Annotated in this window: 26 protein-coding genes and 1 riboswitch; of the genes, 11 read left to right on the top strand and 15 right to left on the bottom strand. The window is 45.9% G+C overall.

The window, feature by feature from the left end:
* Positions 1-28: 28 nt before the first annotated feature.
* Together QUA62_RS13980 and QUA62_RS13975 are read right to left on the bottom strand one after the other, a co-directional pair.
* Positions 29-220, bottom strand: a complete 192-nt coding sequence (locus tag QUA62_RS13980) for a hypothetical protein (RefSeq protein ID WP_333404762.1) — start codon at positions 218-220, stop codon at positions 29-31.
* 137 nt (positions 221-357) lie between these two features.
* Positions 358-711, bottom strand: a complete 354-nt coding sequence (locus QUA62_RS13975; protein WP_333404760.1) for a glutathione binding-like protein — start codon at positions 709-711, stop codon at positions 358-360.
* A gap of 62 nt (positions 712-773) precedes the next feature.
* A riboswitch (Fluoride riboswitch) is annotated at positions 774-862 on the top strand.
* A 91-nt stretch (positions 863-953) separates the two neighbouring features.
* On the opposite strand from QUA62_RS13975, the gene QUA62_RS13970 reads away from it, so the two are divergent.
* Positions 954-2576 carry a cation:proton antiporter gene (locus tag QUA62_RS13970; RefSeq protein WP_333404759.1) on the top strand — a complete coding sequence of 541 codons (1623 nt, stop codon included), beginning with the start codon at positions 954-956 and terminating at the stop codon, positions 2574-2576.
* Positions 2577-2723: 147 nt separating this feature from the next.
* Positions 2724-3980: a voltage-gated chloride channel family protein gene (locus QUA62_RS13965; RefSeq protein WP_333404757.1), complete on the top strand. Its 1257-nt coding sequence runs from the start codon at positions 2724-2726 to the stop codon at positions 3978-3980.
* 384 nt (positions 3981-4364) lie between these two features.
* On the opposite strand, the gene QUA62_RS13960 is transcribed toward QUA62_RS13965, so the two are convergent.
* The 6 genes from QUA62_RS13960 to QUA62_RS13935 form a co-directional block, all read right to left on the bottom strand.
* Positions 4365-5174, bottom strand: a complete 810-nt coding sequence (locus QUA62_RS13960) for a glucose 1-dehydrogenase (RefSeq protein ID WP_333404755.1) — start codon at positions 5172-5174, stop codon at positions 4365-4367.
* Between the two features lie 66 nt (positions 5175-5240).
* Positions 5241-5381, bottom strand: a complete 141-nt coding sequence (locus tag QUA62_RS13955; RefSeq protein WP_333215558.1) for a hypothetical protein — start codon at positions 5379-5381, stop codon at positions 5241-5243.
* Between the two features lie 11 nt (positions 5382-5392).
* Positions 5393-5956 (bottom strand): AI-2E family transporter, encoded by a 564-nt coding sequence (locus QUA62_RS13950; protein ID WP_333404753.1) that lies wholly within the window; start codon positions 5954-5956, stop codon positions 5393-5395.
* A 102-nt stretch (positions 5957-6058) separates the two neighbouring features.
* The gene (locus QUA62_RS13945) at positions 6059-6277 is read right to left on the bottom strand and encodes a hypothetical protein (RefSeq protein WP_333404751.1); all 219 of its coding nucleotides are present in this window, start codon (positions 6275-6277) and stop codon (positions 6059-6061) included.
* Positions 6278-6393: 116 nt separating this feature from the next.
* Positions 6394-6666: a hypothetical protein gene (locus tag QUA62_RS13940; RefSeq protein WP_333404750.1), complete on the bottom strand. Its 273-nt coding sequence runs from the start codon at positions 6664-6666 to the stop codon at positions 6394-6396.
* Between the two features lie 502 nt (positions 6667-7168).
* Positions 7169-7348, bottom strand: coding sequence for a hypothetical protein (locus tag QUA62_RS13935; protein ID WP_333286786.1), 180 nt, complete (start codon positions 7346-7348; stop codon positions 7169-7171).
* Positions 7349-9133: 1785 nt separating this feature from the next.
* Between QUA62_RS13935 and QUA62_RS13930 the strand changes: the two genes are divergently transcribed.
* Positions 9134-11161, top strand: coding sequence for an adenylate/guanylate cyclase domain-containing protein (locus QUA62_RS13930; RefSeq protein ID WP_445301664.1), 2028 nt, complete (start codon positions 9134-9136; stop codon positions 11159-11161).
* An 803-nt stretch (positions 11162-11964) separates the two neighbouring features.
* Here the strand turns inward: QUA62_RS13930 and QUA62_RS13925 are convergent.
* Positions 11965-12234: a ShlB/FhaC/HecB family hemolysin secretion/activation protein gene (locus tag QUA62_RS13925; protein ID WP_333404746.1), complete on the bottom strand. Its 270-nt coding sequence runs from the start codon at positions 12232-12234 to the stop codon at positions 11965-11967.
* Here QUA62_RS13925 and QUA62_RS13920 point away from each other — a divergent pair.
* Positions 12228-12635, top strand: coding sequence for a hypothetical protein (locus QUA62_RS13920; RefSeq protein WP_333404744.1), 408 nt, complete (start codon positions 12228-12230; stop codon positions 12633-12635). The genes QUA62_RS13925 and QUA62_RS13920 overlap by 7 nt on opposite strands.
* Before the next feature lie 24 nt (positions 12636-12659).
* On the opposite strand, the gene QUA62_RS13915 is transcribed toward QUA62_RS13920, so the two are convergent.
* Both QUA62_RS13915 and QUA62_RS13910 read right to left on the bottom strand, forming a co-directional pair.
* Entirely contained in the window at positions 12660-12950 is a 291-nt protein-coding gene (locus QUA62_RS13915; RefSeq protein ID WP_333404743.1) for a hypothetical protein, read from the bottom strand.
* Positions 12951-13461: 511 nt separating this feature from the next.
* Entirely contained in the window at positions 13462-14247 is a 786-nt protein-coding gene (locus QUA62_RS13910) for a PspA/IM30 family protein (RefSeq protein WP_190663796.1), read from the bottom strand.
* A gap of 70 nt (positions 14248-14317) precedes the next feature.
* Between QUA62_RS13910 and QUA62_RS13905 the strand changes: the two genes are divergently transcribed.
* Positions 14318-14494 carry a hypothetical protein gene (locus QUA62_RS13905; protein ID WP_190663797.1) on the top strand — a complete coding sequence of 59 codons (177 nt, stop codon included), beginning with the start codon at positions 14318-14320 and terminating at the stop codon, positions 14492-14494.
* Positions 14495-14548: 54 nt separating this feature from the next.
* Here QUA62_RS13905 and QUA62_RS13900 read toward each other — a convergent pair whose 3' ends face one another.
* Complete coding sequence (locus QUA62_RS13900) at positions 14549-15253, bottom strand: PspA/IM30 family protein (RefSeq protein ID WP_190663798.1); 705 nt, start codon at positions 15251-15253, stop codon at positions 14549-14551.
* A gap of 269 nt (positions 15254-15522) precedes the next feature.
* Positions 15523-16779 carry a hypothetical protein gene (locus tag QUA62_RS13895; protein WP_333404739.1) on the bottom strand — a complete coding sequence of 419 codons (1257 nt, stop codon included), beginning with the start codon at positions 16777-16779 and terminating at the stop codon, positions 15523-15525.
* 499 nt (positions 16780-17278) lie between these two features.
* On the opposite strand from QUA62_RS13895, the gene QUA62_RS13890 reads away from it, so the two are divergent.
* Complete coding sequence (locus tag QUA62_RS13890) at positions 17279-17581, top strand: hypothetical protein (RefSeq protein WP_333404737.1); 303 nt, start codon at positions 17279-17281, stop codon at positions 17579-17581.
* Between the two features lie 222 nt (positions 17582-17803).
* Here the strand turns inward: QUA62_RS13890 and menB are convergent, their stop codons facing one another.
* On the bottom strand, positions 17804-18637 hold the full coding sequence (gene menB / locus QUA62_RS13885) for a 1,4-dihydroxy-2-naphthoyl-CoA synthase (protein WP_242721913.1): 834 nt from the start codon (positions 18635-18637) through the stop codon (positions 17804-17806).
* Between the two features lie 380 nt (positions 18638-19017).
* Between menB and QUA62_RS13880 the strand changes: the two genes are divergently transcribed.
* Entirely contained in the window at positions 19018-20274 is a 1257-nt protein-coding gene (locus tag QUA62_RS13880) for a transposase (RefSeq protein WP_333182027.1), read from the top strand.
* Between the two features lie 38 nt (positions 20275-20312).
* Here the strand turns inward: QUA62_RS13880 and QUA62_RS13875 are convergent, their stop codons facing one another.
* Complete coding sequence (locus QUA62_RS13875) at positions 20313-20909, bottom strand: TerB family tellurite resistance protein (RefSeq protein WP_333286808.1); 597 nt, start codon at positions 20907-20909, stop codon at positions 20313-20315.
* 78 nt (positions 20910-20987) lie between these two features.
* Here QUA62_RS13875 and tadA point away from each other — a divergent pair, with 78 nt between their 5' ends.
* From tadA to QUA62_RS13855, 4 genes are all read left to right on the top strand, one after another.
* Positions 20988-21488 (top strand): tRNA adenosine(34) deaminase TadA, encoded by a 501-nt coding sequence (gene tadA / locus QUA62_RS13870; protein WP_333404735.1) that lies wholly within the window; start codon positions 20988-20990, stop codon positions 21486-21488.
* Between the two features lie 283 nt (positions 21489-21771).
* Complete coding sequence (locus tag QUA62_RS13865; protein WP_333404733.1) at positions 21772-22500, top strand: lysophospholipid acyltransferase family protein; 729 nt, start codon at positions 21772-21774, stop codon at positions 22498-22500.
* The gene (locus QUA62_RS13860; RefSeq protein ID WP_333404731.1) at positions 22490-22618 is read left to right on the top strand and encodes a hypothetical protein; all 129 of its coding nucleotides are present in this window, start codon (positions 22490-22492) and stop codon (positions 22616-22618) included. The genes QUA62_RS13865 and QUA62_RS13860 overlap by 11 nt, the downstream gene beginning before the upstream one ends.
* 96 nt (positions 22619-22714) lie before the next feature.
* Positions 22715-22999, top strand: a complete 285-nt coding sequence (locus QUA62_RS13855; protein WP_333404729.1) for a hypothetical protein — start codon at positions 22715-22717, stop codon at positions 22997-22999.
* Positions 23000-23148: the final 149 nt, after the last annotated feature.

Raw genomic sequence — 23148 nt, 5'->3', positions numbered from 1 at the left:
TATAGAGGCAGCCTCAGCCTTTAACAGGTTAGCAAGTAACAGGTCTAAATCTCCTCCTGAAACAGGCTTGAATATCAGTTCCCATTGCGGTAATTTGTACCGACAGGGCTTGAATTGATTTTGCACCCGCTAGTTCTGCTTCCTCATTCTCGGCATTCTGACTCACCAATAAATTTGATGCCAAAATCCTAGATAAAGACGATCCAAATGGTGATGCCATCGCTTCTCGGAGAGAATTCAGTCCCCAAATTAGGTCAACATTTAGATGCCAAAGATTACATCTGTTCGAGTTCTATTCCTCTGGTTTCCTGCTGCCAATTAGATTGCACTTAGACACACTTTTTTGATGCTGGGCAACTAACTCATTTTCTCCCACCATGTCCGTAGTTTCGGCGTTTGAGGGGTAATCACTTCAAAATCTGGAGTTTGGGAAATGTAGATAAAGATGGGAATCACGTAGAAATTAGCAATGCTCGCTTCGCTGCCGAGCAGATAGGGGCTACCCGCAGCTAGCGACTCGATCGCCTCTATAGCAGTTGGTGCAGGCGCGATCGCATTTTTGGCTGTAGCCTCATCTGTTTGGCCGCCCTGACTCGGCACAATCAGTCGCTCAATCACAATAGTTCCAATGGCAGGGCGATAGAAATAGCTATAAATAATCGCCCAGATTTGACGCATCCTAGCTTGGAACAATGGATCGGAAAAGCTCAATTTGCGATCTGCTTTAGGGAATGGGCACGGAAATGGAAGATGAGCTTCAATAGTGGTATAAAAGTAATGATGGCGATGGAGCTCGCCGAAACCGCCCTTCGTTATTAATAATCTTCATAACGTTTAAAAGGCTGATGGCTCCTACTGTTCCGACTTGTGGCGGAAGGGTAGGATAGTGCGGATGCCTCGATCGATCTTTCCCCTACAAGTCACCTTCATCGATTCAGCTTCAAGGTGGCGTGATGTTAGAAAGTATTATCTGGATTTTATTAATGGGCTTTTTTGTCGGGCAGATTGCTCGACGGCTGAAAGCTCCAGCACTCGTAGGTATGGTGCTGGTGGGCATTTTATTAGGCCCGCAACTGGGGAATGTGATTAGCCCAGAGGTTTTGGGCGCTGCGAATTCCCTTCGCACCATTGCCGTGATGGTGATTTTGATGAAGGCGGGGTTAGGACTCGATCGCGAAAAGCTATCCCAACAGGGAACCGTGGCGCTGCGATTAGGCTTTCTGCCTGCGGCTTGCGAGGCCATCTCTATTGCTGTCGCTGCGATGTGGCTACTTCAGTTTGATTTTTTGACGGGGCTACTGCTAGGCTGCATCATTGGCGCGGAATCTCCAGCAGTAATTGTTCCCGGAATGCTGCGGTTAAAAAGTCTAGGTTGGGGAGTAAAAAAAGGAATTCCCGATGCGATTCTGACTGGAAGTGCCTTGTCAGATGTATTGCTTTTGCTGGTGTTTAGCCTACTGCTAGCATTTCTGTCCCAAGGGAAAGCTACAGCCATTACCTTACTAGGAATCACCCTCAGCCCTCTGCAATTGCTGCCATTTCAAATCCTCATCCAAATTACCTTGGGGGTGCTGTTGGGATGGGTTACTGCTCGAATTTTGGTGTCACTATTAGTCAAGCAAAACTGGACTCAAACTGCGGTTCAGGACTCCCTAGTGGCTGCTGGCTTTGCCCTAGGGCTGGTAGTATCAGCCGAACATATTCCGGTTTTCTCTGGCTATTTGGCTGTCATGGCGGCGGGGTTTTTCCTGATTGAGTTGGATGCGCCTTTAGCACGAAGATTGCGGGGTGGCTTTGACAGTTTGTGGACGATCGCGGAAATTATTTTGTTTGTGCTGCTGGGAGCCAGTATTCAACTTAATGTCTTAGGAAATACATTGCTGGTTGGTCTGTTGGTGTTGGCGAACGGGACTTTGATTGGGCGATCGCTCGGTTGGTATCTTTCCACTTTAGGTAGTAATTGGACTGGGAAAGAACGGCTGTTTTTGCTAGCAGGAAACTCCGCTAAGGCAACGGTACAGGCGGCGATAGGGGCGATTCCCCTAGCTCAGGGCATTGCTGGTGGCGAGACGATTTTGGCGATCGCAGCTCTCTCAATTTTAGTAACCGCTCCCTTGGGTGCTTGGGCAATTCCTACCTTTGCTCCCAAACTATTAGAAAAAGGCGAAGTTGACCCGACCAAAGTAGCTATTTCCGGTCGTCCAGTTTTTCTCGCAGCAGTAGACGCTTCCCCCCTAACAACAGATGTTTTAACTAAGACCGCAGACTTAGCTCGGCGCAGTGATGGAGATGTGATCGTTTTGTATGTAGATAATCTGGGAGATAAAAGCACCAACTTACAATTACAACAACAAGCACAACGAATATTATCAGATATTCGCTATGAGTTCCTGAGTCTTTCGGGTACAGTTCCAGAGGAGATTATCCGCGTGGCGCAAGGTCGGCAAGTGACATATATTGCGATCGGAAAACGAGGGCATCAACCTTGGGAAGAAGTGCTAGTCGGTTCGGTTTCTCAAGCCGTCTTAGAAACCAGTCCTATTCCTGTCATCTTGGTGGAATCTAGTTACAAGTAATCCCAAATATGGGTTTTATCTCCCCTTGATACTCTTCTCCCCTCTCTGCGTCCTCTGCGCCCTCTGCGGTTCATAATCAGGCAATAATTAACGCAGATTTAGGCTCGATCGCAACGAGCCTAAATTTATCCAAAAGAATCATTCCTTATGAAAAGTCTCCCTCAACTTGAGCAGTTCACAGTCATTCTGCAACTCAGCAAGTGGTTCATTATTTCTTGTATCGTTGGTATGCTTTCCGGTCTTGGTTCCGCCGCTCTCCTCGCATCTTTAGAATGGGCAACCAATTGGCGAGAATCTCATTTATGGGCGATCGCATTACTACCACTAGGTGGATTCTTCAGCGGTTGGATTTATCATAAATATGGCAAAAAAGTAGAAGCCGGAAATAATCTTTTACTCGAAGAGATTCATCATCCCCAAAGCATTATTCCCTTACGAATGGCTCCTATGGTGCTGTTAGGGACAGATTTAACCCATTTATTTGGAGGTTCAGCAGGTCGGGAAGGGACAGCCCTACAAATTGCGGCATCCCTTGCCGATCAGTTGACTAAAATATTCGACTTTAAACCCAGGGATCGCCGAACTTTATTAATGGCGGGGATTAGTGGAGGATTTGCTTCGGTTTTTGGAACTCCCTTAGCTGGAACTATCTTTAGTTTAGAGGTTTTAGCGATTGGTACGATTAACCACAATGCTCTTTTTCCCTGTTTAGTTGCAGCAGTTGTGGGCGATCGCATTACCTTAAATCTGGGGTTGCATCACACCGCATACCGCCACGCTCCGCTTGTACCAATGATAACTCCAATGGGGCTAGTTTATGCAATTATAGCTGGCATAATTTTCGGCATTGTAGCGATGATTTTTGCGAAACTAACTCATCAAATTAGCTACTTCTTTAAAGCCCAGATATCCTACCCTCCTTTACGTCCGGCAATCGGCGGTGTTATTGTCGCATTGACTGTTTGGGCGATCGGCTCAACTAAGTATATCGGTCTTGGTATTCCTACCATTGTCGATGCGTTTTACACTCAGTTACCGCCTTGGGATTTTGCGGCAAAAATAGGTTTAACGGCGTTGACATTAGGGGCTGGTTTTAAGGGCGGTGAAGTTACTCCTCTATTTTTTATTGGCGCCACATTAGGCAATGCTTTGTCATTAATCTTGGGATTACCAGCACCTTTATTGGCAGGAATGGGATTTGTGGGAGTCTTTGGCGGCGCTGCCAATACCCCGATCGCTGCAACTTTAATGGGAATTGAACTTTTTGGACTAGAATCTGGGGTGTTTGTGGCGATCGCTTGTGTGATGAGCTACCTTTTTTCAGGTGATGCTGGCATCTATAGCTCACAGCGTCTTGGCGCTGGAAAATACCATTTTATGCCACCGAAAAAAGGGCAAAAGTAGGAAAAAGTCGCCCAGAAAATCGCTCCAAAATCCGAATTAGATGTTAAAATAATTAATTAATTTCATGACTTACCTTAATAGCAGAAACTATTGATTTTAGGAGCGCAGTCACGTCAGCGCGATCGATGATTTTTCTCTATCAAGTTCATCGCCCCAATGAATTATTTGATTGTTACGCAGCAAGATACCACTACTTGAGATATTTGCGGTCTAACTCGTCCGCAATGCCTTCCTGGCTGCCACGTTCAATCATATCTGCATGACACCTTAGTGCGGTTTAGTCTAGTGTCCGGTGAGTAAAGAAAGCGATCGCCAAAAAAAATCCTTGTTTAGGTAAAATGACAGCGATCGCCTATTTCCTCTCCATAGTTTCTCCCAGTTAATTTAGGCAGACCAAGATTCGCGAAAGTCAGCATAGAGGGTCAATCCACCATCAATATAGAGCGTTTGTCCCGTAATGTAAGCCGCTTCATCTGATGCCAGAAATGCCGCTGCTGCAGCCATTTCCTCCGATGTGCCTGCCCGCCCCATTGGGATATGGCTTTCAACCACTGCCTTTTGTTCTGGATTGTCAGTCCAGCTTTCATTAATCGGTGTAATCGTTGCACCGGGCGCAATAGCATTGACGCGGATGCCTCGGTTTGCGTATTCCAACGCTAGGGTTTTAGTCAGATTTCCCATGCCGCCTTTGCTGATGGAATAGCTGATATACATCGGGCGGGGAATGACTTCATGCACACTCGAAATATTGATAATCACCCCAGAGCGCTGCTGCTCTAACAGATGCTTAATGGTTTCCCGCGCACCGAGATATGCACCTCGCAAATTAACGGCAATTACGCGATCGAATTCATCGGTTGGCACTTCATGGGAGGCGCTTTCTGTTTGAATCCCAGCATTATTAATCAGGATATCCAGACTACCAAATTTATCAATGACACTATTCACCATACGAAGGATGTCGTCTTCTTTGGAGACATCTCCCTGAACTAATAGCGTTTCAACCCCGCATTCCGATGCTTGTCCACAGGCTTTTTGCAGAGCTATTTCTTCAGTATCTTCTGCCTCTTCTAAGCTTTTGCGATAGTTAACGGCAATGTTGCAACCTTCTTGAGCAAGACGAATGGCGATCGCCTGCCCAATGCCTGAACTCGCTCCAGTAATGAGTGCATTTTTTCCCTTTAAACCTTTCATAATTGCTCTCCCAAAGATTTAAAACAAAATATCTTAATAGAAACCTCAAGCCAACTAGCTTCCACATCAACCAGAAGGTTGTTCTGTCTTTTCCCCACGTATTTCATCAATATCCAGGATGCCGATCACCACGCCCGCGATCGGGAGCGACAGAAAAACTCCGACCAATCCAGCGACTCGCGCCCCCACTAATAGCGCAAAGAACATAATGACTGGATTTATATTAATGGAGCCTTGCATAATATAATACGGGGCATGAGTAAGTTTTCTTCAACCTGCTGTAAAACAATGGAACCCACTAAAACTTTCAAACTGAGCAGAATTCCTTGAGGCAGAATAATCAGGCAGATTAGGCTACTCCCAATCGTTGCGCCAATACCGGGAATCAGGTCAAATGCGCCTGCGACTGCAGCCATGACCAGTGCATAGGGAATATCCAGCAAAATAAACACCACAAAGGTAGAGATGCCGAAGAAGATTGATAACAGCAACCGATCCCAAAAGAAACCCAGAAAGTTCTTTTGAATTGCCCTGGTCAAATTATCGCGTAAGCCGGGTGGAAAGAACCTCACGATCAGATTCCATAGTCGTCTACCATCTAGCAGCCTAAAGAAGCTAACCACCGCAATCACAATCACATCTAGCAAATTGAATAACAGATTTTGCAGTGTGGAAAAACCCATGCCAATGATGCCGAGGACTTGTTGGCGCAGTTGTGCCTCAAAGGTGCTGAAATCGAGCGTAATATTGCGCTTTAGCAGAAAGGATTGAAGTGTTTCCAACAGTGCGATCGCCTAGACTAAAAATTGAAGAGCCTGTTCTAATAACTCTTGTGCTTGGGAAAGGGTAGCTAATCCTTACTTTGCCATTAACCCACCTAGAAGCTACAAAGCCAGTAAAAAGACCAGCACTACCCCTACCCAACCAGGGATGAAATGAGATACAAAGTTGACTGGAGAGTTCAGCAGAAAGGCGAGAATAGCTGCAAAAATAAAAACAATCAGAACCCTTTCAAAATATGCTAACGCCTGCACGATCGCCCAGCCAACCGTCAATAGTAGCAGGTAGCGAATGAGTTGAGCATTGTTCAGGTGTTCCCACATCCGATTGGTGTTAATTTTTGGATTGTCCTTTACAGCCTGTCAACCTCTCCACCGTTCCTCATCCGCCTGATTAAAGGTTTTGCTATACCTTATTGATTTGATTTATGCTTACCTAATTATTGAAGTTTCCACGCAATTAGACCAACAAGCGCAATCAGACCTAATGCTCTACGAAAGTAATTAACGCCTTGAAATAATTCTTCCCAAGCCCAAGTAAACAAAGAGCCAAAGGCTACTAGCTGCAACCCTAAATTAATTTGACCTGTTGTAACAATGAGCGTTAATAAAGTAGCTAGAATCCCGACACTCAGCGGTAGATTCGGCATCTGAGCTATAACAATTTTGCCTTCGCTGTCCCGGAATGTGCGATCGAACAATGTGTTTTCCATGAGTTTCTCGTGTCAATGTAATAAATAGAACCAGGTTAACCTTCAATACTGCGAGCCTTGTTGGGAACGATACTACAAGCTTTAGAGGACAAGGATCATAAAAAACTCGAATTAAATGCAAGTCAGAAGTGGAGATGACATTGATTTAATTATCCACAGTGGCTAAAACTGATAGAAAATTAGCCACTGAACCCTAGAATAACTGTTAAGAATTTGAACAGTTAAATATGGGATTTATCCTGAATCGAGTTTTTTTGATTCCCTATCATGAATTTATTTGGCTTGTTTTTACCATCCTTTTAAAGGCTTTTTATTTGAGTCGCTAGAGGGTATTTTAATAGTAAAATTCAAAATTTTAAATATCATCTCTCGGTTGGAAGAGTTTAGAGTAAAAGGTTATCTATAATTGGACAGACATCATCGTTTCTCTAGTATCGCATCGAGAGCGATCGACTTCATGCTCAAATCCAAGGTCAGCAATTCACAGGCCTAAACCTTTTCGTCAAGCAGGCTTGAACCTTGGCAGTGCAGTAATTTCTGTTTCCACAGCTTGAATTGATTGTGTAGCCGCTATTTCTGCTCGATCGCTCTCAGCATCCTGACTCACAAAAAATGTGGTCAGCGCTGCTGTCAAATAACCACATACGCCGATCGCACACAACGCCAGGAAAAAACAAAGCACCTGCCCTTGGGCTGTTTTCGGAAACTAATCAGAGGCGATCGTGCTCATCAACATTCCCGTCAACCACAGCGCAGTGCCATAGTCATTAATGCCAGCACTACCATTAGGAAATTCGCACTCAAACGCCTAACTTCCAGCCACTCCAATTAGGGTGACGATCGCTATCAGTTTACAGAAGAATCCAGAATTCAGTAGCCAGAATAAATTCTGTGCGACAGGATGGAGAATCGAGGTTGAAAACCCCTAGGGGGGTGACAAAGAGGCTTAGGAGATAGACCGAATCAGGGTTGCAGCCCGCATACCTTGTGGATAAAAGCGGCGTTTATTTCGAGTTAACTTGATGAACTGTTCCACCTCATCAGAATATTGTTCCAGATAATTAACCCACTTTTCTCCATCTGGCGCCAACACCAAATGTACTCCGTCTTCGATATGTTTTTTTAGGTTCTTGACGCCGAAATACATATTTTCCTACCTGCTTTTTCCGAAGTTCATTGCCTTCAAATATTACCGAACTGTAGGCGAGTGTCACGAGCAAAATTATATTAATCAATCGGTTTACTTGTAAGCTAGTTCCTTCCAGATCGTAGCCTCCTGTTTGACAATCTCGAAACATTTCTTCAATATGCCCATCCGTTGCTTGTAAGCATCGATCGCTGCCGACAATAACCCTAAACCTGTGAGAATAAACCACGCTTCATCAACCTGCCATGCCCCAGAGTTTCTTTTTTACTTACAAGCAACATCAAATCCAGTTGCAGGCGGAGTTTTTCTCACTCTTTTACCTTGAAAATATCAAGAGGTTCCACAGCATGATTCCTAATTCATCTAACCGTTGCCAAACTAAATGTTCTATTTCGATACAATGATTCCTCTTGAGTCTTAATTAAACCAAAAGACACACCCTTTTCCTTCAGCCACTTTCCTAAGTCGAACTCGCAAAATTCCCGGTTTCCTAAAACGATGACTTTATCTTCTGAAAATAATGGTAAAACTTGCCGTATATTTGTAGTTTGTTCCTCGAAGTTGCGGCTGCCCAAATTGGGCAACAATGACCAGTATAATGGAATTGCTCTTCGCTTCCCGATTAAGCTAACTAACCATGAAGAGATTAATACACCCATTGACTGCGCTCGATTGATATTGATCAGCTTTGACCAATACGGCAATAATTGGTCAACCAATAAGTAATTAATGGGAACCCAATTAATTCGTTCGTTAAGTTGGGTAAATCTAAAAATTTTTGTAATTTACGTCTCCGACTTTCGGCTGTAATTAGACAGGGAAATACTCGGGAGAGCCGATCTCATCTCACTTGTTTTTCAGATTGCATCAAAAATAGCAAGGTTGTTATCACCAAAAACTGATATTGCGTCAGGTATTTTTGTAAATGAGTCTGGTAGAATCTTCGTATCATTATTTTTTTGGATAAGCAAGCGTGTAACAATTCTGCTGCCTATCTTTTTTTACCACAAGTTAACTCAATCCTTACTAACTATGGGTTTCCGGCGGTTTGTCACCCCCCTAGGAGGCACAATATTCATAAATAAAATTGATGGTGGGTAGAGATGGGCGGGCTTCATCCATAGACAGCAACTGAGTTTGGGTCGTTTTCGGCTATTATACTCCCATCAGAGTGACCCAAGAGCAATAAATTGTATGTTGCAATTGTCGAAAGGGTTGTAGAGTATGAGGTGTAGGGTGTAGGCGCATGCAAATTAAATTCTGATTAACTTATCTTACGTATCAATGTCGGGAGAAGTCACTATGCTTGGTAAATCAAGGATGCCCTTATCGCCTAGACTTTTCACAAAAATTTCGCTACAAATAATGCTAATTGTTCCATTTGTTGTCCAAACAGTTGGAGCAGTGGCTGTTGTTGGTTATCTTTCCTATAGAAACGGTCAAAAAGCAGTAAATGATGTAGCTACTCAGTTGCGGAATGATATTAGCGATCGCATCCAGGAAAATCTAACTTATCTGGTTGCTATTCCCTTTCAAACCTTTGAAAGCTATGATGCAACTCTGAGCCAAAACCGCATCGATCTTAATAATGGGAGAGATGTAGAGAAGTTTCTATGGAAACAACTCCCAGCCTTTCCCCATGTTGCTGCCACAGTTTTTGTTAACGCCAATCAGGAGTTTTTTGGGGCTGAGCGGCAGGAGGATGGCGCGCTCGTCATCCGTGCTTCGGAGGTAGAAAATAACCACACTTTGACTACCTATACCAGCAGTCCAGAGGGGGAACGCCGGGAAATTACCAACGCCGGGAAACCTAACTGGGACCCCCGCAAACGCCCCTACTATAAAATTCCAGTCCAGAAAAAGCAAGCTGTTTGGGGAACAGTGTATCCCCACATTACAGGTGAATTCCTATACATTGCGGCTGGCAAACCCATATATACCAAGAAGACAGGAGATCTCCAAGGAGTATGGATGACAAGCTTAAATCTGGTAATGTTTGGGGATTTTTTAAGCAAGCTCAAAATCGGTAAAACTGGGCAAAGTTTTATTCTGGAACGTTCTGGAGAAATGATTGCCACCTCTACAGAAGAAAAGCCCTTTAAAAATTACCCAGAAAAGGTTGTCGAACTGCCAGAGCAACGAGTTGAACGACTCAACGTTGTCAATAGTAGCAATGCCATCACCCAAAAAGCAAGTCAAGCTTTGCTAGAGCAGTTTCATGATTTTCAAAATATCCAAGCATCTCATCAACTGAAGTTTACCGTCGATGGTAAAAATTATTTCGTCCAAGTCGCTCCTTTTCGAGATAGTAAAGGTATTGACTGGTTGGTGGTGGTGACTATTCCAGAAGCAGACTTTATGAATCAGATTAATGCCAATACTCAGACTACAATCCTGCTCTGTTTAGCCACTTTGATTATGGCAATTTTGTTGGGTATCCTGACCGCTCGCCGGATTATCCGTCCTGTGGAGCGGATCACCACTGCTTCGGAAGCGATTGCTGAGGGCAATCTCAACCAACAAGTGGAGGTTAGTTCGATCATTGAACTTGGCAAATTAGCCAACGTTTTTAACGGCATGACCAAACAACTGAAGGATTCTCTAGATGCCCTCCATTTGGCAAATGAAGAGTTGGAAGCTAGAGTGGAGCAAAGAACTGGAGAATTGCGCCAAGAAAAAGAAAAGTCAGAACAATTACTTTTGAATATCTTACCTGCGGAAATTGCCGATCGCCTCATGCGGACTAATGAATCCCCTGCTGAACATTTTGAAGAAGCCACGATTTTGTTTGCGGATATCGTAGGTTTTACCAGTATCTCGGCACGGATAGAGCCGTTGCAATTGGTAGCAGGTTTGAACCAAATTTTCTCTGCCTTCGATCAACTCACTGAAAAGTATGGCTTAGAGAAAATTAAAACCATTGGGGATGCCTACATGGTAGTTGGGGGTTTACCCGCTTCTCGACCGGATCATTGCGAAGCGATCGCCAACATGGCGTTGGATATGCAAGCCTATATGCAAGAGGTGGAGAATATTTTTGGGGAATCTCTACAAATTCGGATCGGGATTAATACGGGTCCTGTAATTGCCGGAGTAATTGGGATTAAGAAATTTATCTATGACCTCTGGGGTGATGCGGTGAATATCGCCTCAAGGATGGAATCCCACGGCAAACCGGGATACATTCAAGTCACCGATGCGACTTATCTCAAATTACAGAATAAATACTTACTAGAGCCAAGGGGTACGATCGAGGTCAAGGGAAGAGGAGAAATGATGACCTATTGGCTTTTGGGTCGGCGGGAAGGAATATTAGCCACTAGCACTGGAGAGGTGAATAACTGTTAAAATAACCTTAACTAAGGGTTAGTTTAACTCAATATATCTCTCAATATTTTGGTCTACTTATCAACAATAAATATCTCAAACTCGGGTTTTATCGTACATACTAGCTAATTTAGGATGATTGCATTTACGGCCTAGAGCTTAAGTACACAGAGGCTTTGGTTGTTTTCGGAGATGTCTAGAGTTTTTCCCCATCGCACCTCATAAATAATGAGATTTTAAATAATTATGGCTTACAGCTAGATAGTTTTCCTAACCCACAGGCATTTTCCTGGATTCCATTCAAATTCCCTAAAAAACTCTCCATGCCTTTTTCCGCTTCTGCTTCACAACCGCTAAATTCTCGCTTTTCTTTTACCTTTAACACTCAATTGCTTAGTAATTGATGTATAATAATGCAAAGCAAAAATTAGATTAATTCCAAAAAAAACCAAAGTTAAAACAAAGGTAAAAAAAGACGTAAACGACAACCTAGAAGTCATCGTAAACATCGCCAAAATGATTGAGCAAAGCCCAAAACCGGAAGCAAAAGAACTTAAAAGCAGCAACCGCACCTTAGACATAGTTTAATTTAAAGATTATCAGTAAAATGCACTCTTGGCAGCTACAGAGGAGTGCCAAATGATACTTATTACTATATAGCGGAAGTGCTCAGTTCCGCCAAGGGCAAAACGACTGCTTTCCTAAAAAGGTTTGAATTATACAGAAAAATATAGCCCGCGCTCTTGTAAACTCCTGTTGCTCGACTTAATATCAATCAAAGGAATTCCCCAGCCTCCGCGAGCATTCCACCTTTCGCGGTACAGTCACCGCAGCCGCAATCCCGCTGACAGCAAAGATTCGCTTCCAAAACCGCGCTTTCCCTGGGATTCCAAACATTGCCAAAATCCACAAACGGCATCACCTGCAAAACTCCTTGTTTGTCGTCGGTGCGCTTGCATCGGATACCGCAACTCAACTGAATCAAAAATCCCGCTATCTGCCAGCAAAGCATCCTCACGGTAGCCCCGCAATGTGTCTGAGCCTCTTATACCGAATTGTTCGATCGCCAAAAGCTCGGCCCGAACCAATGCCACATCCGATCGCACCCGCAGCAGCGTCTCAGGAGCCAACAACCGCACGTACTGCAACCCCGCCACCTCAAAAATTAACGGTCAGCGTCGTTCCTGCTCACGGTAGCGCCAAATGCTGCCATTCCGAGACAGAACTGCGATCGCGCCGCCAAGACATCTCTCTCCCCCCTCTGAGTAAAATCCTGAAACAGCCTCAGCGCCGCAACCCGATTTCTACCCCGATTATCTGCTTCCGGCCACAGCGCGATCGCGATTTCTCTTCTCGGATTTTGCACGATCGGCTCGCGGTAAATCAACTGCCAACTACTTCCGCCATCGATCGACTTTTATCGTACCCGGAATCTTACCACTTCTGCTGGCTGTGCCGGCGCGGGAAAAGCAGGCGGCAAAAGCTGTTCGCATGAAAGCAAGGGCGCTGGCCGCGCGGGTTATGGGAGGGGAGCCGGATTTGGCTGCCGCGGGTTGGGAATGGGAAATTCTTGTCTGTTTTCTCCTCGGTTCGGCAATTGAGGGAGAGTTTCTGGGGCCTCACTTTGCGTCGTTTGATCGAGCTCCGGGATGCTATTTTCTTGCTCTTTACTGCCTCTATCTGATTCTGAACCCGAGTATAAATCACGAAGCCGATCGCGATCGTCTGCTGTTTCTTGATTTAGTTTTAATTGAGACGGTAAATTATCATGCAAAATTGGCGCTTGCACCCCTGAGTCGGTACCAACCATCGACTCGCCAACACTTAGAGCTGATAGCAGTGCGGGGCAAATAGCTGCAATTGAAAAACCAAGTGCTAATGCCTTGAAAAACTTGATTTTACAAAAGCCTCTAGAAAAGTGCACGGGCATGACAGATTAGCCATATTTGATAGTTATTTACAGTTACGATCGGGCGACGCCGACGCAATTGCAAGGAATAAAATTACTTTATCACTTTTTACAGAGTTAATTCCTTAAGTCAATATAAAGATAGTTGACACCCATTCTATTTTGTGTACTTAACAATTGCTAAAAACACTGCGACCTCCCAAGCTAGCCCGATTGCAAGGAATAAAATTACTCTATCACTTTTTAAAGAGTTAATTCCTTAAATCAATATAAAGATAGTTGACAAAATTTCTATTGTGTGCATTTAAAAATTACTGAAAAAAACTCCGACCTCCCAAGCTAGCCCTGTAGGTCGGCGGAGCATTCTATCAAACCTGCGATCTGAGAAATAGGTAAATTTGGATAGAGATTACTACATTTTATTGAGCTGCGATCGCAATTCTTCCAACTCAGCGTCAATCACCTGGCTCGACTCCGAGCTACTAGCTGCTGCCGTTTTACCCGCTGCAGGCAATTGACCTTGAGACACAGAACCCCCGGTCAGTTGAGCTTTCATCTGAGCCAACTCGTCGTCAACATCACCGCCGCTTTCGAGCAAGCGGAACTGTTCCTCTAAATTGCTGCCGCCGGCGGCCAATTCTGCCGAAGCTCCCGCGCGAGCTTCAATCTGCAAAACTTTTTCTTCCATGCGATCGAAAGCTGCCATTGAACTGCCAGTATTCAATGTGCCAATGGTATTGTTGAGCTGTTCCTGAGCCTTAGCAGCGGATATCCTCGCCTTGAGCATATCCTTCTTAGTCTTAGCTTCGGAAATTTTGCTCTCCAAACCAATCAAATTGCGCTTGAGACTTTCCACCTGAGCCGATTGCTGATCCAGGCTGGCTTTCAGCGTAGCCGCCGTTTCAGCGTGAGACTTTTTGCGAACTAGCGCTTCCCGGGCCAAAGTCTCGTCTCCTTTTTGCAGGGCTAGCTGAGCGCGCTGCTGCCACTGGTTAGACTGAGATTCAGCTTGATTGTACTGAGTCTGGGTACGCTTTTGAGTGGCGATCGCGCTGGCAACGGCCTGACGCAACTGCACCAAGTCTTCCTGCATATCCGTAACGGACTGTTCTAAAATCTTTTCCGGGTCTTCAGCTTTATTGACCAGATCGTTAAGATTGGCTTTGACGACTCGGCTAATGCGGTCAAATAATCCCATAATGCTATTTTTCCTGGGTGAGGTGTACGAAGTAGGCGGAAAGCAGGCTTGATAGCCCTAGCCCGCAGTTGTGAAATTCACTCTTGTCAGATTTTTAGTGCGATTTAGTTTTTGGCAATTTTTGCAGACAGATAAATCCAGTTTAAAGCGATCGAGTAATGTGATGCAGGCAAGCTTATTCATGCACCTATCTATTGAGTTTAACTTCGATCCGGGAATTCCCCCACAGGCTTCGAGCCATCTCTAGCTAGGCTGTTGAGAAGTTTTTGCTCGTCCCGACTCTTGTTCTGTTGTCTGGGGTTCAGGATGCGGGCGGCTCGCTCGACGGCAATTTGGGTGTATTCTTGCCCGGAAGCATTTGTGCTTTCATCGCCGCCAACTCGGTATCCACATCGTCGGCACCTTCGAGAGAGAGAAACTTCTTTTCTAAATCATTAGTTCCGAGTTCTGCGATTGCTTCGGAGCGAGCTTCTAGCTGCATGACTTTCTCTTCCATCCGTTCAAACGCGCTCAAAGCGCTGCCGGTACTGAGATTGCCCATCATTTCTTGAAGCCTTTCCGACGATGCGGCCGATCGAGCTCGGGCAATGTACATATCTTTTTTAGATTTTGCCTCGGAAATTTTACTTTCGAGCGCCCGCATATTTTCTTTTAGTTTAGTCACAACAGCGTTCTGTTGTCCGAGACTGGCTTTCATCGCCGTTGCCGTTTCTTGATAAGATTTCTTGCGCGTCAGAGCTTCCCGCGCCAAATTTTCCTCGCCTTTTTGCAAAGCTAGCTGCGCCCGCTGATGCCATTCTGCTGCTGTAGACTCAGCTTGGGAGCACTGGCGTTCAGTGCGTTTTTGAGCGGCAATCGCTCCTGCCACAGCTTGTCTGAGCTGCACTAAATCTTCCTGCATATCCATTACAGCCTGTTCCAGAATTTTTTCTGGGTCTTCTGCAGCCCCGACCAAACTGTTAATATTGGCTCGAATCACTCGCCATAGGCGATCGAATAATCCCATTTTGCCAGTCTCCCGATTTTCAACTTTAGAATTAACACAGAGAAATCAGAATTCAAAACTAAAAATGAAAACTCATCAATCGTCTTTTTAATTTTTAATTTTGAATTTTTAATTCCCTCAAAGTTAGGTCGTCATGATTATTTTTAGGATGGGTAGGGCGCGAGCATTACCCATCAAAACTGAGCAATTGTTGGGTGAAGCGAAACGGAGGGTTCGTGCCTCGGGCCCAACCTACTCCCCGATCATCAGTTTAATTGTCTTTGCCTAATTTATGGCTGATAGTATTGTGGCTTCACCCCTTTTTCTTGGAGTTCTTTCACCAAACGTTCTGCTGAGGCAGCATCGTTCAAAGCCCCCATTTGGATCTTGACACCCTTTGAGAAGTTCCGCACGTAGGCATCGGGAACTGCTTTTCTGGCTTGCTGCAGCGATTTTTCGTCGGTGTAATCGGTGACAACGTAATAGAAACCGTCTGCCGCACGTGCAGGCCTTCCTAGGGGAGATGCTGCGGCTGGGGATGCTGCGGCTGGGGATGCTGTCGCCGGGGATGCTGCGGCTGGGGATGCTGTCGCCGGAGATGTGGCGGCAGGCTGGGCTGGGGAGGGTGTTGGAGGCAGTGTTGGCAGTGCCGGCACTGGCTGGGCGGCGCTAGGGCTGGGAGTGGGAAGCAAAGCCGTACTCAGATTGTTGAGTCCTTGTTCCCTGCCTCTGGGGGGGTTGCCGTCTTCTGTAGGAATCGGCACAACCCCGCTGGGGCCCGGAGGCGCTGGCGGGGTTGGCGGGATTGATGCTTTTGGTGACGGGGAAGGAATCGGGCTGACTGTCGGCTTGACATTGCTGAGAGTGCTCAAATCTAGCTCCACAAATTCCTTGGATACCAGATTTGGAGCTTTCGGCAGTTCCTTGGTGCTGGTATCTGAGATGGAAGTAGAGGCGGGACTGTCGCTTGAAGAGGGTGAGGTGCGATCGAGGAAACGGCTCAGGCCTGCCATCTTAACCAGATTTGACGGGTACATGACTGCGTAGCCCAAAGCTGTGCATGACAGCAAAAACAGCAGCATCGAACTCAGTCCCAAGGGAGTTAACAAACTGGCGGCTAAACTGCGTTCTACCGTAGGCTCAGCTTTTGACTCGTCCAAACTTTCGATCAGTTTTTCGCTTGATTCGAGATACTTGTTGGGTGCCAAGGCACTGCTAGATAATTTTGTCCCACCCCTGGTAGTTGCTAGCGGGGCATCGCCCTGAGTGCCGGCAACGGATAGGGGCAGCGATAGCGGCTGCTGGGTTTCCTCCGCAGTCTTCGGCGCCAAATTTTGGGCTAGCTGTTGCTCGGTTGTGGCTGTTTGCTTGCCGGTACGAACTGAGGGCGACACCCACTGTTCGGCGCGCCTCCTGTGCCTTCTGTATGTTGTCAGTTCTGCTTCTAGGTTTACATCTAGACTCCCCAGGACTGCTTGCAAAGCAGGCTTGATTGGGGTTGAAGAGGATTGATGATTTGGGGATTCAACCGAAGAACGCTTACTCATTAGCAAAACTCCTACCGCCTCTGAATTAATTTTAATGTTTTGATTGTAGAGATAAACAAGAAGCTTGAAAACTTGCCTATTTTATGATTAGCTACTTTTGGCGTCAATGCAACAGGGGCCCGATCGCCTGCGGTTATCTTTTCATTTTCATTTTAAGACTTAATTGTTGGTGTGTCCCGGGGGCAGCTTACCGAAACTCTCAGCAGCTTTTTGTATCCTGAGCTACCGCTTATTTATAACGTCTCATAGTCGTTTCACATTTGTACTTTTTCTTGATCCCTGACGGCTTTATAAAGTTTTAAGCTTTGTTTTTACCTATACAATGAGCAACGACAGAGCTAATTGTTTCTATATATAACGAGATTATAAATAAATTATAAAATTTAATTATGCTCCGGGGATCGCTACAATCCAGACAGAATAAAGGCTGGGAGGCTCTCAGGCAGGCTAGCTCTGCAAGGGAGAATTAGAGATGAAAATGATTTCCCTAAGAACTTTTATGCAAACCTCCTTAACTTCACCTTTAACTTCAGCTTGCCGTCACTGCAGGCACTATACCCCTGAGGGGAGACGCGGGGGTGTTTGCGCTTTACTAGGCGGGCCGGTTCAAGGTCACTGGAAAGCTTGTGCTTTAGCGGTTTCGCCTTTTAGGTCATCTTGGGAAAACATAGAAGAAATTGGAATGTGGCAAGAATCGACTCTGATACTGCAGGATGCCGCCGTCACTCTTTCCGAGCGTCATGCCTGCCAGCTTACATGCACAACGTTAACCGAAAAATCCGCAGCAGCAGTCTCGGTTTAGTTAGTCGGCAGCAGGATAGATCATACCATTTTCGATTTTCGATTGGGAAATCACTGATCGTTATCATGGTTTGGATCTGACAAAGCAGTTTCATTCTTTTTGGGAACTGGTATCAATACTGACACTTTTGGACATCGGGTGCATTTGGCTTTACTAACTCATAAAAATCAGCAGCATCTACTGTAATATGAGCGCATAAAAAAAACTGATTTCTCCATCCAGCTATGGCAGCCAAGGATATTGACTAAAATCAGGTTGCCGTTTTTCCAAAAAGGCTTGTTTGCCTTCGGCGCCTTCCTGGGTCATATAGTACAGCAAAGTGGCATTTCCCGCCAGTTCTTGCAAACCGGCTTGACCGTCGCAGTCGGCATTAAAAGCAGATTTCAAACAGCGAATCGCGATCGGACTTTTTTCGAGAATTTCCGCCGCCCACTGAATCCCTTCTAGTTCTAGTTGTTCGACGGGCACGACGCAGTTGACTAAACCCATTTCTAGGGCTTGCTGCGCGCTGTACTGGCGACACAAAAACCAAATTTCTCTGGCTTTTTTCTGACCAACGACTCTGGCGAGATAGCTAGCTCCGAAACCACCGTCGAAACTGCCGACTTTGGGGCCGGTCTGTCCGAAAATAGCATTGTCAGCAGCGATCGTCAAGTCGCAAATTAAGTGCAGAACGTGACCCCCTCCAATTGCGTAGCCTGCAACTAAAGCAATTACCACTTTGGGCATCGATCGAATCAACTTCTGCAAGTCGAGCACGTTCAACCGGGGTATGCCACCTTCGTCTACATATCCCGCCGTACCCCGCACGCTTTGGTCGCCGCCGGCGCAAAAGGCGTATTTGCCGTCTGTATGAGGCCCCGCACCTGTGAAAAGGACAACGCCGATTTTTGTGTCTTCGCGGGCATCAGTAAAGGCATCGCACAGTTCCTGCACGGTTTTGGGACGGAAAGCGTTCCGTTTGTGAGGTCGATTGATGGTAATTTTGGCGGTGCCACCGCTTTTGTGATAGAGAATGTCTTCGTAGGTTTTGGCGGTTTGCCATTCAATTTGCATAATCAATCAATTTGAGATTTGAGACCGAGCAGGGTGCATTAAGGTAGCGACAAGTCGCTTTTAGATTCTAGATTGATTCGGTTCAATGGGATACAAGGGTCGATCGACTCTTGCAAAAAAAAATAAAGCGGGAGTTAGGCCGAAACCAGGTTTTTTACGAACATACGCCGTGCAAGGCTCTTGGTAGGGGTTAAACAACCCGGTTTTTGAGGGTAAGAGCGCCCAAGTCCCATCTCAAATGGACACAGCGCCAAATCCTCAAACTCTTCTCACGACTTTTACCGATCCAAAATTTATCGAAAATTTGCGTCTAAAACCCCGTCCTTCAACGAAGTGGAGGACAGTTTTACACATACTCAGTAAGCGTGTAAAATAATTTCATGCTAAACATGACGTGGGAATTCAAACTAGAACCAACTCCAGAACAGGTCGATACTATCGAGCGGATATTCGCTGTGTGTCGTTCTGTATGGAACTTTGCTTTGCGGGAGCGCAAAGACTGGTTGAATTCCCGCAAGTCGCCTGTAAATGCTTGTTCCATCGAACAGGAGTACATACTCAGGGCTGACGAGCCATACCCTAGTTACCACACTCAGGCTAAACGATTGACTCTTGCCAAAGAGCAATTTCCCCTCCTCACGAGCGTACATTCGCAAGTATTGCAACAAGCCTTAAGAACGCTGGACAGGGCATTTGAGGACATGAGAGCGAAGAAACTAGGCTTTCCTCGCTTCAAGAACAAATACCGAATGCGATCGTTTGTGTTTCCTCAATTGGGCAAAAATCCCATCAATGGAAGTTTGCTGAAATTGCCTCAACTAGGGTGGATTCGTTTGCGCTTGTCACGCCAAATCCCAGGGGGGTTTGAAATTAAACAAGCCAGGGTTGTACGACGGGCATCCGGATATTTTGTCATGTTGTCATTACAGTTAAATGTATCTGTGCCAGATACACCCATATCCGGTCATCCGCGAGGTTTGGATTTAGGGTTTGATAAATTTGTAGCTACTAGCGATAACGAGCAAATTGCTAGACCTCGCTTCCTGCAAACTCTACAACGCGAGTTGAAATTACTGCAACGTAGATTAAAGCATAAGAAGAAAGGGTCGAATAACAGACATAAGCTCAATCAAAAAATAGCCAGAATTCATCAACAGATTACTGACACCAGGAAAGACTGGCACTTTAAGTTAGCCCACCGTATGAGTGACGGCGTAGGGATGATATTTGTTGAAGACATCGACTTTCGCTCTTGGGCCAGAGGAATGTTGAGTAAACATAGTGCCGATGCTGGATTCGGTCAATTCGTCAACATACTACAATGGGTGTGCTTTAAACGAGGTGTTTTCTTTGCCAAGGTAGACAAGGACTACACATCACAACAATGTCCTGAGTGTGGGACGCATACGGGCAAAAAGCGCCTAGACGAAAGAATTCATTCTTGTCCAGTGTGTTTCTTTACTGCATCGCGTGATGTGGCAGCGGCACAGGTGGTTAGAAATCGTGGGTTGGAACTAATTTCTGGGCTAGGGCATAGCCTGGAAGTAAAACAAACTGTCTGTGGACTGGATGCGGCGGGGACTGGTGGTAAAGTCAGTCTAGCTGGCACGGGACGAAGCAGAAAACTCAAGAAGTGATTCTTGGGAATCACCCTCCCTTTAGGGCGGTGAGGATGTCAATTGCGGAGTAAAATACTCAGCAAGTGCTTTGCTGCTTTACCAAATACCGGATCGCGGGACTCGAATTCGCTGGGATCGAGTAAAGCTTGAACTTCGGCAAAAGCTTGTGAGTCGAGGGTTCCTTCTTTAGTAAATAAAGTTTCTAGGACTGCAATGTGTCTGGAGTCGAGGCCGAGCCGATTTGCGATCGACTGTAAGTACATTTGCTCTCGCATATCGATGTGTCCGTCGGCCGCTGACATTTCATAGCCGGAACCGATAAGCAACAGTTTTTCTGATTCTGAGAACAAAGCTGTCAGGGTTAGCAATTCCGTGGGGTTGAAGTAAACCTGCTGTTTGGATACTCCTTTGACAAGGCGCTGAATTAGTTCTACCCGATCGCGGTCGCCGCTGGCAAAGGCTTTGAGAGTCTTTTGCAGCCGTTCTTCTTCTTCAACTGCGATCGTCCTGTCAATAATCATCACTCCGCGCAGGATGGAAATTAGAGCAGTCACAAACACTACCAAGGGAGTGATATCTTGTTCGCGCAGCTTTTGTCGGCTAATGCGGCACAACAGCTCAACAATTTCAGTGGTTATCCTGGTGGTGTCCATAATTAAAAATGACTTTCTATTAAGCTGTAATGTAACTTTCTTTCTCGATCTTAAGTTTTTGTGTTACGTAGGTATGACGTGAATTCTAAAACTGAGCCATTGTCTATTAGTGATACTACTTATTTTATTCACAAACGCTGGATGACTAGGGCTGTGGAGCTGGCACAAGCAGCCGGTGAGGCCGGTGAAGTACCCGTGGGTGCTGCAATTGTTGACGGTACTGGCAAATTGATTGCCGAAGCGCAAAATCGGCGAGAACGAGACTGCGATCCGACTGCTCACGCTGAAATCTTGGCTTTGCGGGCGGCCGGCAAAGTTTTGCAAGACTGGCATCTTAACCAATGCACGCTCTACGTAACGCTGGAGCCATGCCCGATGTGCGCTGGTGCGATCGTCCAAGCTCGAATTGGCCTGCTGGTATACGGAGCAGATGACCAGAAAACTGGCACGATTCGGACTGCTGCTAATATTCCCGATAGCGCGCATTCGTTTCACCGCTTAGAGGTGCTCGGCGGTATTATGGAGTCTGTTTGCCGCGATCAGTTGATTTCTTGGTTTGAAACACGCCGGAAAAATTAACGGGTAAAATTTTTTACTCTCTTCTGGGCGATGTTTAATCGAACTTGACCCTTTAGCTGGAATAATAGATCCGTAATTGCCCGATCGAGCTTTCCAGGCGGCCGACTACTCTGTATGAGTGCTGTCCGGTTGGCTGAGGTTTTACCTGTTAGAGATTATCTCTTGCGGGCGCGATCGCTCGATCGGTACAAGGCCAATAGCAAAACTGTCCCGACCCAAAAACTAAAGATTTGTCCCATCACTTACTTTAGACTTGAGATCTCGAGAAAGCAGCTTAATTGCTATGCCCCACACCGCCACGATCGCCGTTGAGTCCAGTAAATCATCTCTAGTGAAGCCAATGCCTGCCAAGGTAGCATCTAATACCTCTCGCGTTTCTCCTTGGTTAACATCCTTGCTCTATCCGCTAGGTCACTATGTTGTCCTACCGTTTCATTTTGGCAAGATTGAGATAACCGGACAGGAGCACTTGCCGAAAGACGGGCCTGTCATCTTAGCCCCTACGCACCGATCCCGGTGGGATGCCCTGATGATGCCTTATTCAACTGGACAGAAGGTGACTGGACGCGATTTGCGGTTTATGGTAACTGCTGATGAAGTGAAAGGACTGCAAGGTTGGTTCATCAGAAATTTGGGAGGGTTTCCTGTGGATCTCAAGCATCCGGCAATTGGCAGTCTCCGTTATGGGGTGGAACTACTCCTCGACAAGGAAATGTTGGTGATTTTTCCCGAAGGCGGCATTTTTCAGGATGGCGAAGTTCACCCGATTAAGCCTGGATTAGCGCGTTTGGCAATTCAAGCAGAATTGAGCAAACCGGGTTTGGGGGTAAAAATTGTACCGATGAGTATCCGCTATCGCCCGCGCATTCCTCAATGGGGCGCTCAGGTAAAAATTGCGATCGGTTCTCCGATTTCCGTGGCGGATTATGCCAATGGTGGCGGTGGTAAAAAAGAAGCACGATTGTTGAGTGCCCAGCTCGAAATGGATCTTAAAAAGCTTGATGAAAGTTAAGAAGAAGGAAGAAGGAAGAGGGAAGAGGGAAGAAGGAAGAAGGAATTATGATATAATGTTTTCGGGTGCTGTGGAGAGATGCAGCACTTATTTTGCTGCTTTGTTATGTCTGTATTAAGTGTGAGCATTAATGGATTGTGCTTTGAACTTTAAGCCTGGTCAAATTGTCAGTTTAAAATGTGGAGATGCGTGCCTGCATTCTGAGGTTATCCAAGTGGTTGAGGCACGTCAAGTTTGTTGGGTGCGCCCTTTGATGTTAGTTGTATCGGTGTCGGGGAAGGATTCACCCACAGAATACACTTTATCGGATTTGCGAGATGGTGCTGATTTGCTTTGGCCGCTGAGCTTGTTTCGGGCGGCTTTAGATACTGAGGTAATTTCACTGTTGACCGAGTTGCACTCTCTGGATGCTGAAAAAAAGGATGGTGCGATCGCTTCTCGGCAACTTAGAGATTTTGTCGATCGAGTTTGGGAAGCTTTTCCGAGTGCTTTTCATTAATCACATATCTGGCCTTTTGTCTATTAGTCCGCCAGGGGTTGAAAACCCCTGTCTAATAGCTAAAGTCCTCTTGCCTAGGAGTTATACTCTCTTGATTCTTCAGTCCGCGCAGGCGGACTTCGTTTGTCTAGAAGCGATTTCAATCGCCC

The sequence above is a fragment of the Microcoleus sp. MON1_C1 genome (assembly GCF_036701945.1).
Taxonomy (GTDB): Bacteria; Cyanobacteriota; Cyanobacteriia; order Cyanobacteriales; family Microcoleaceae; genus Microcoleus.
The sequence above is the reverse complement of the archived record's forward strand: the minus strand, read 5'-3'. Positions and strand labels throughout refer to the sequence as shown.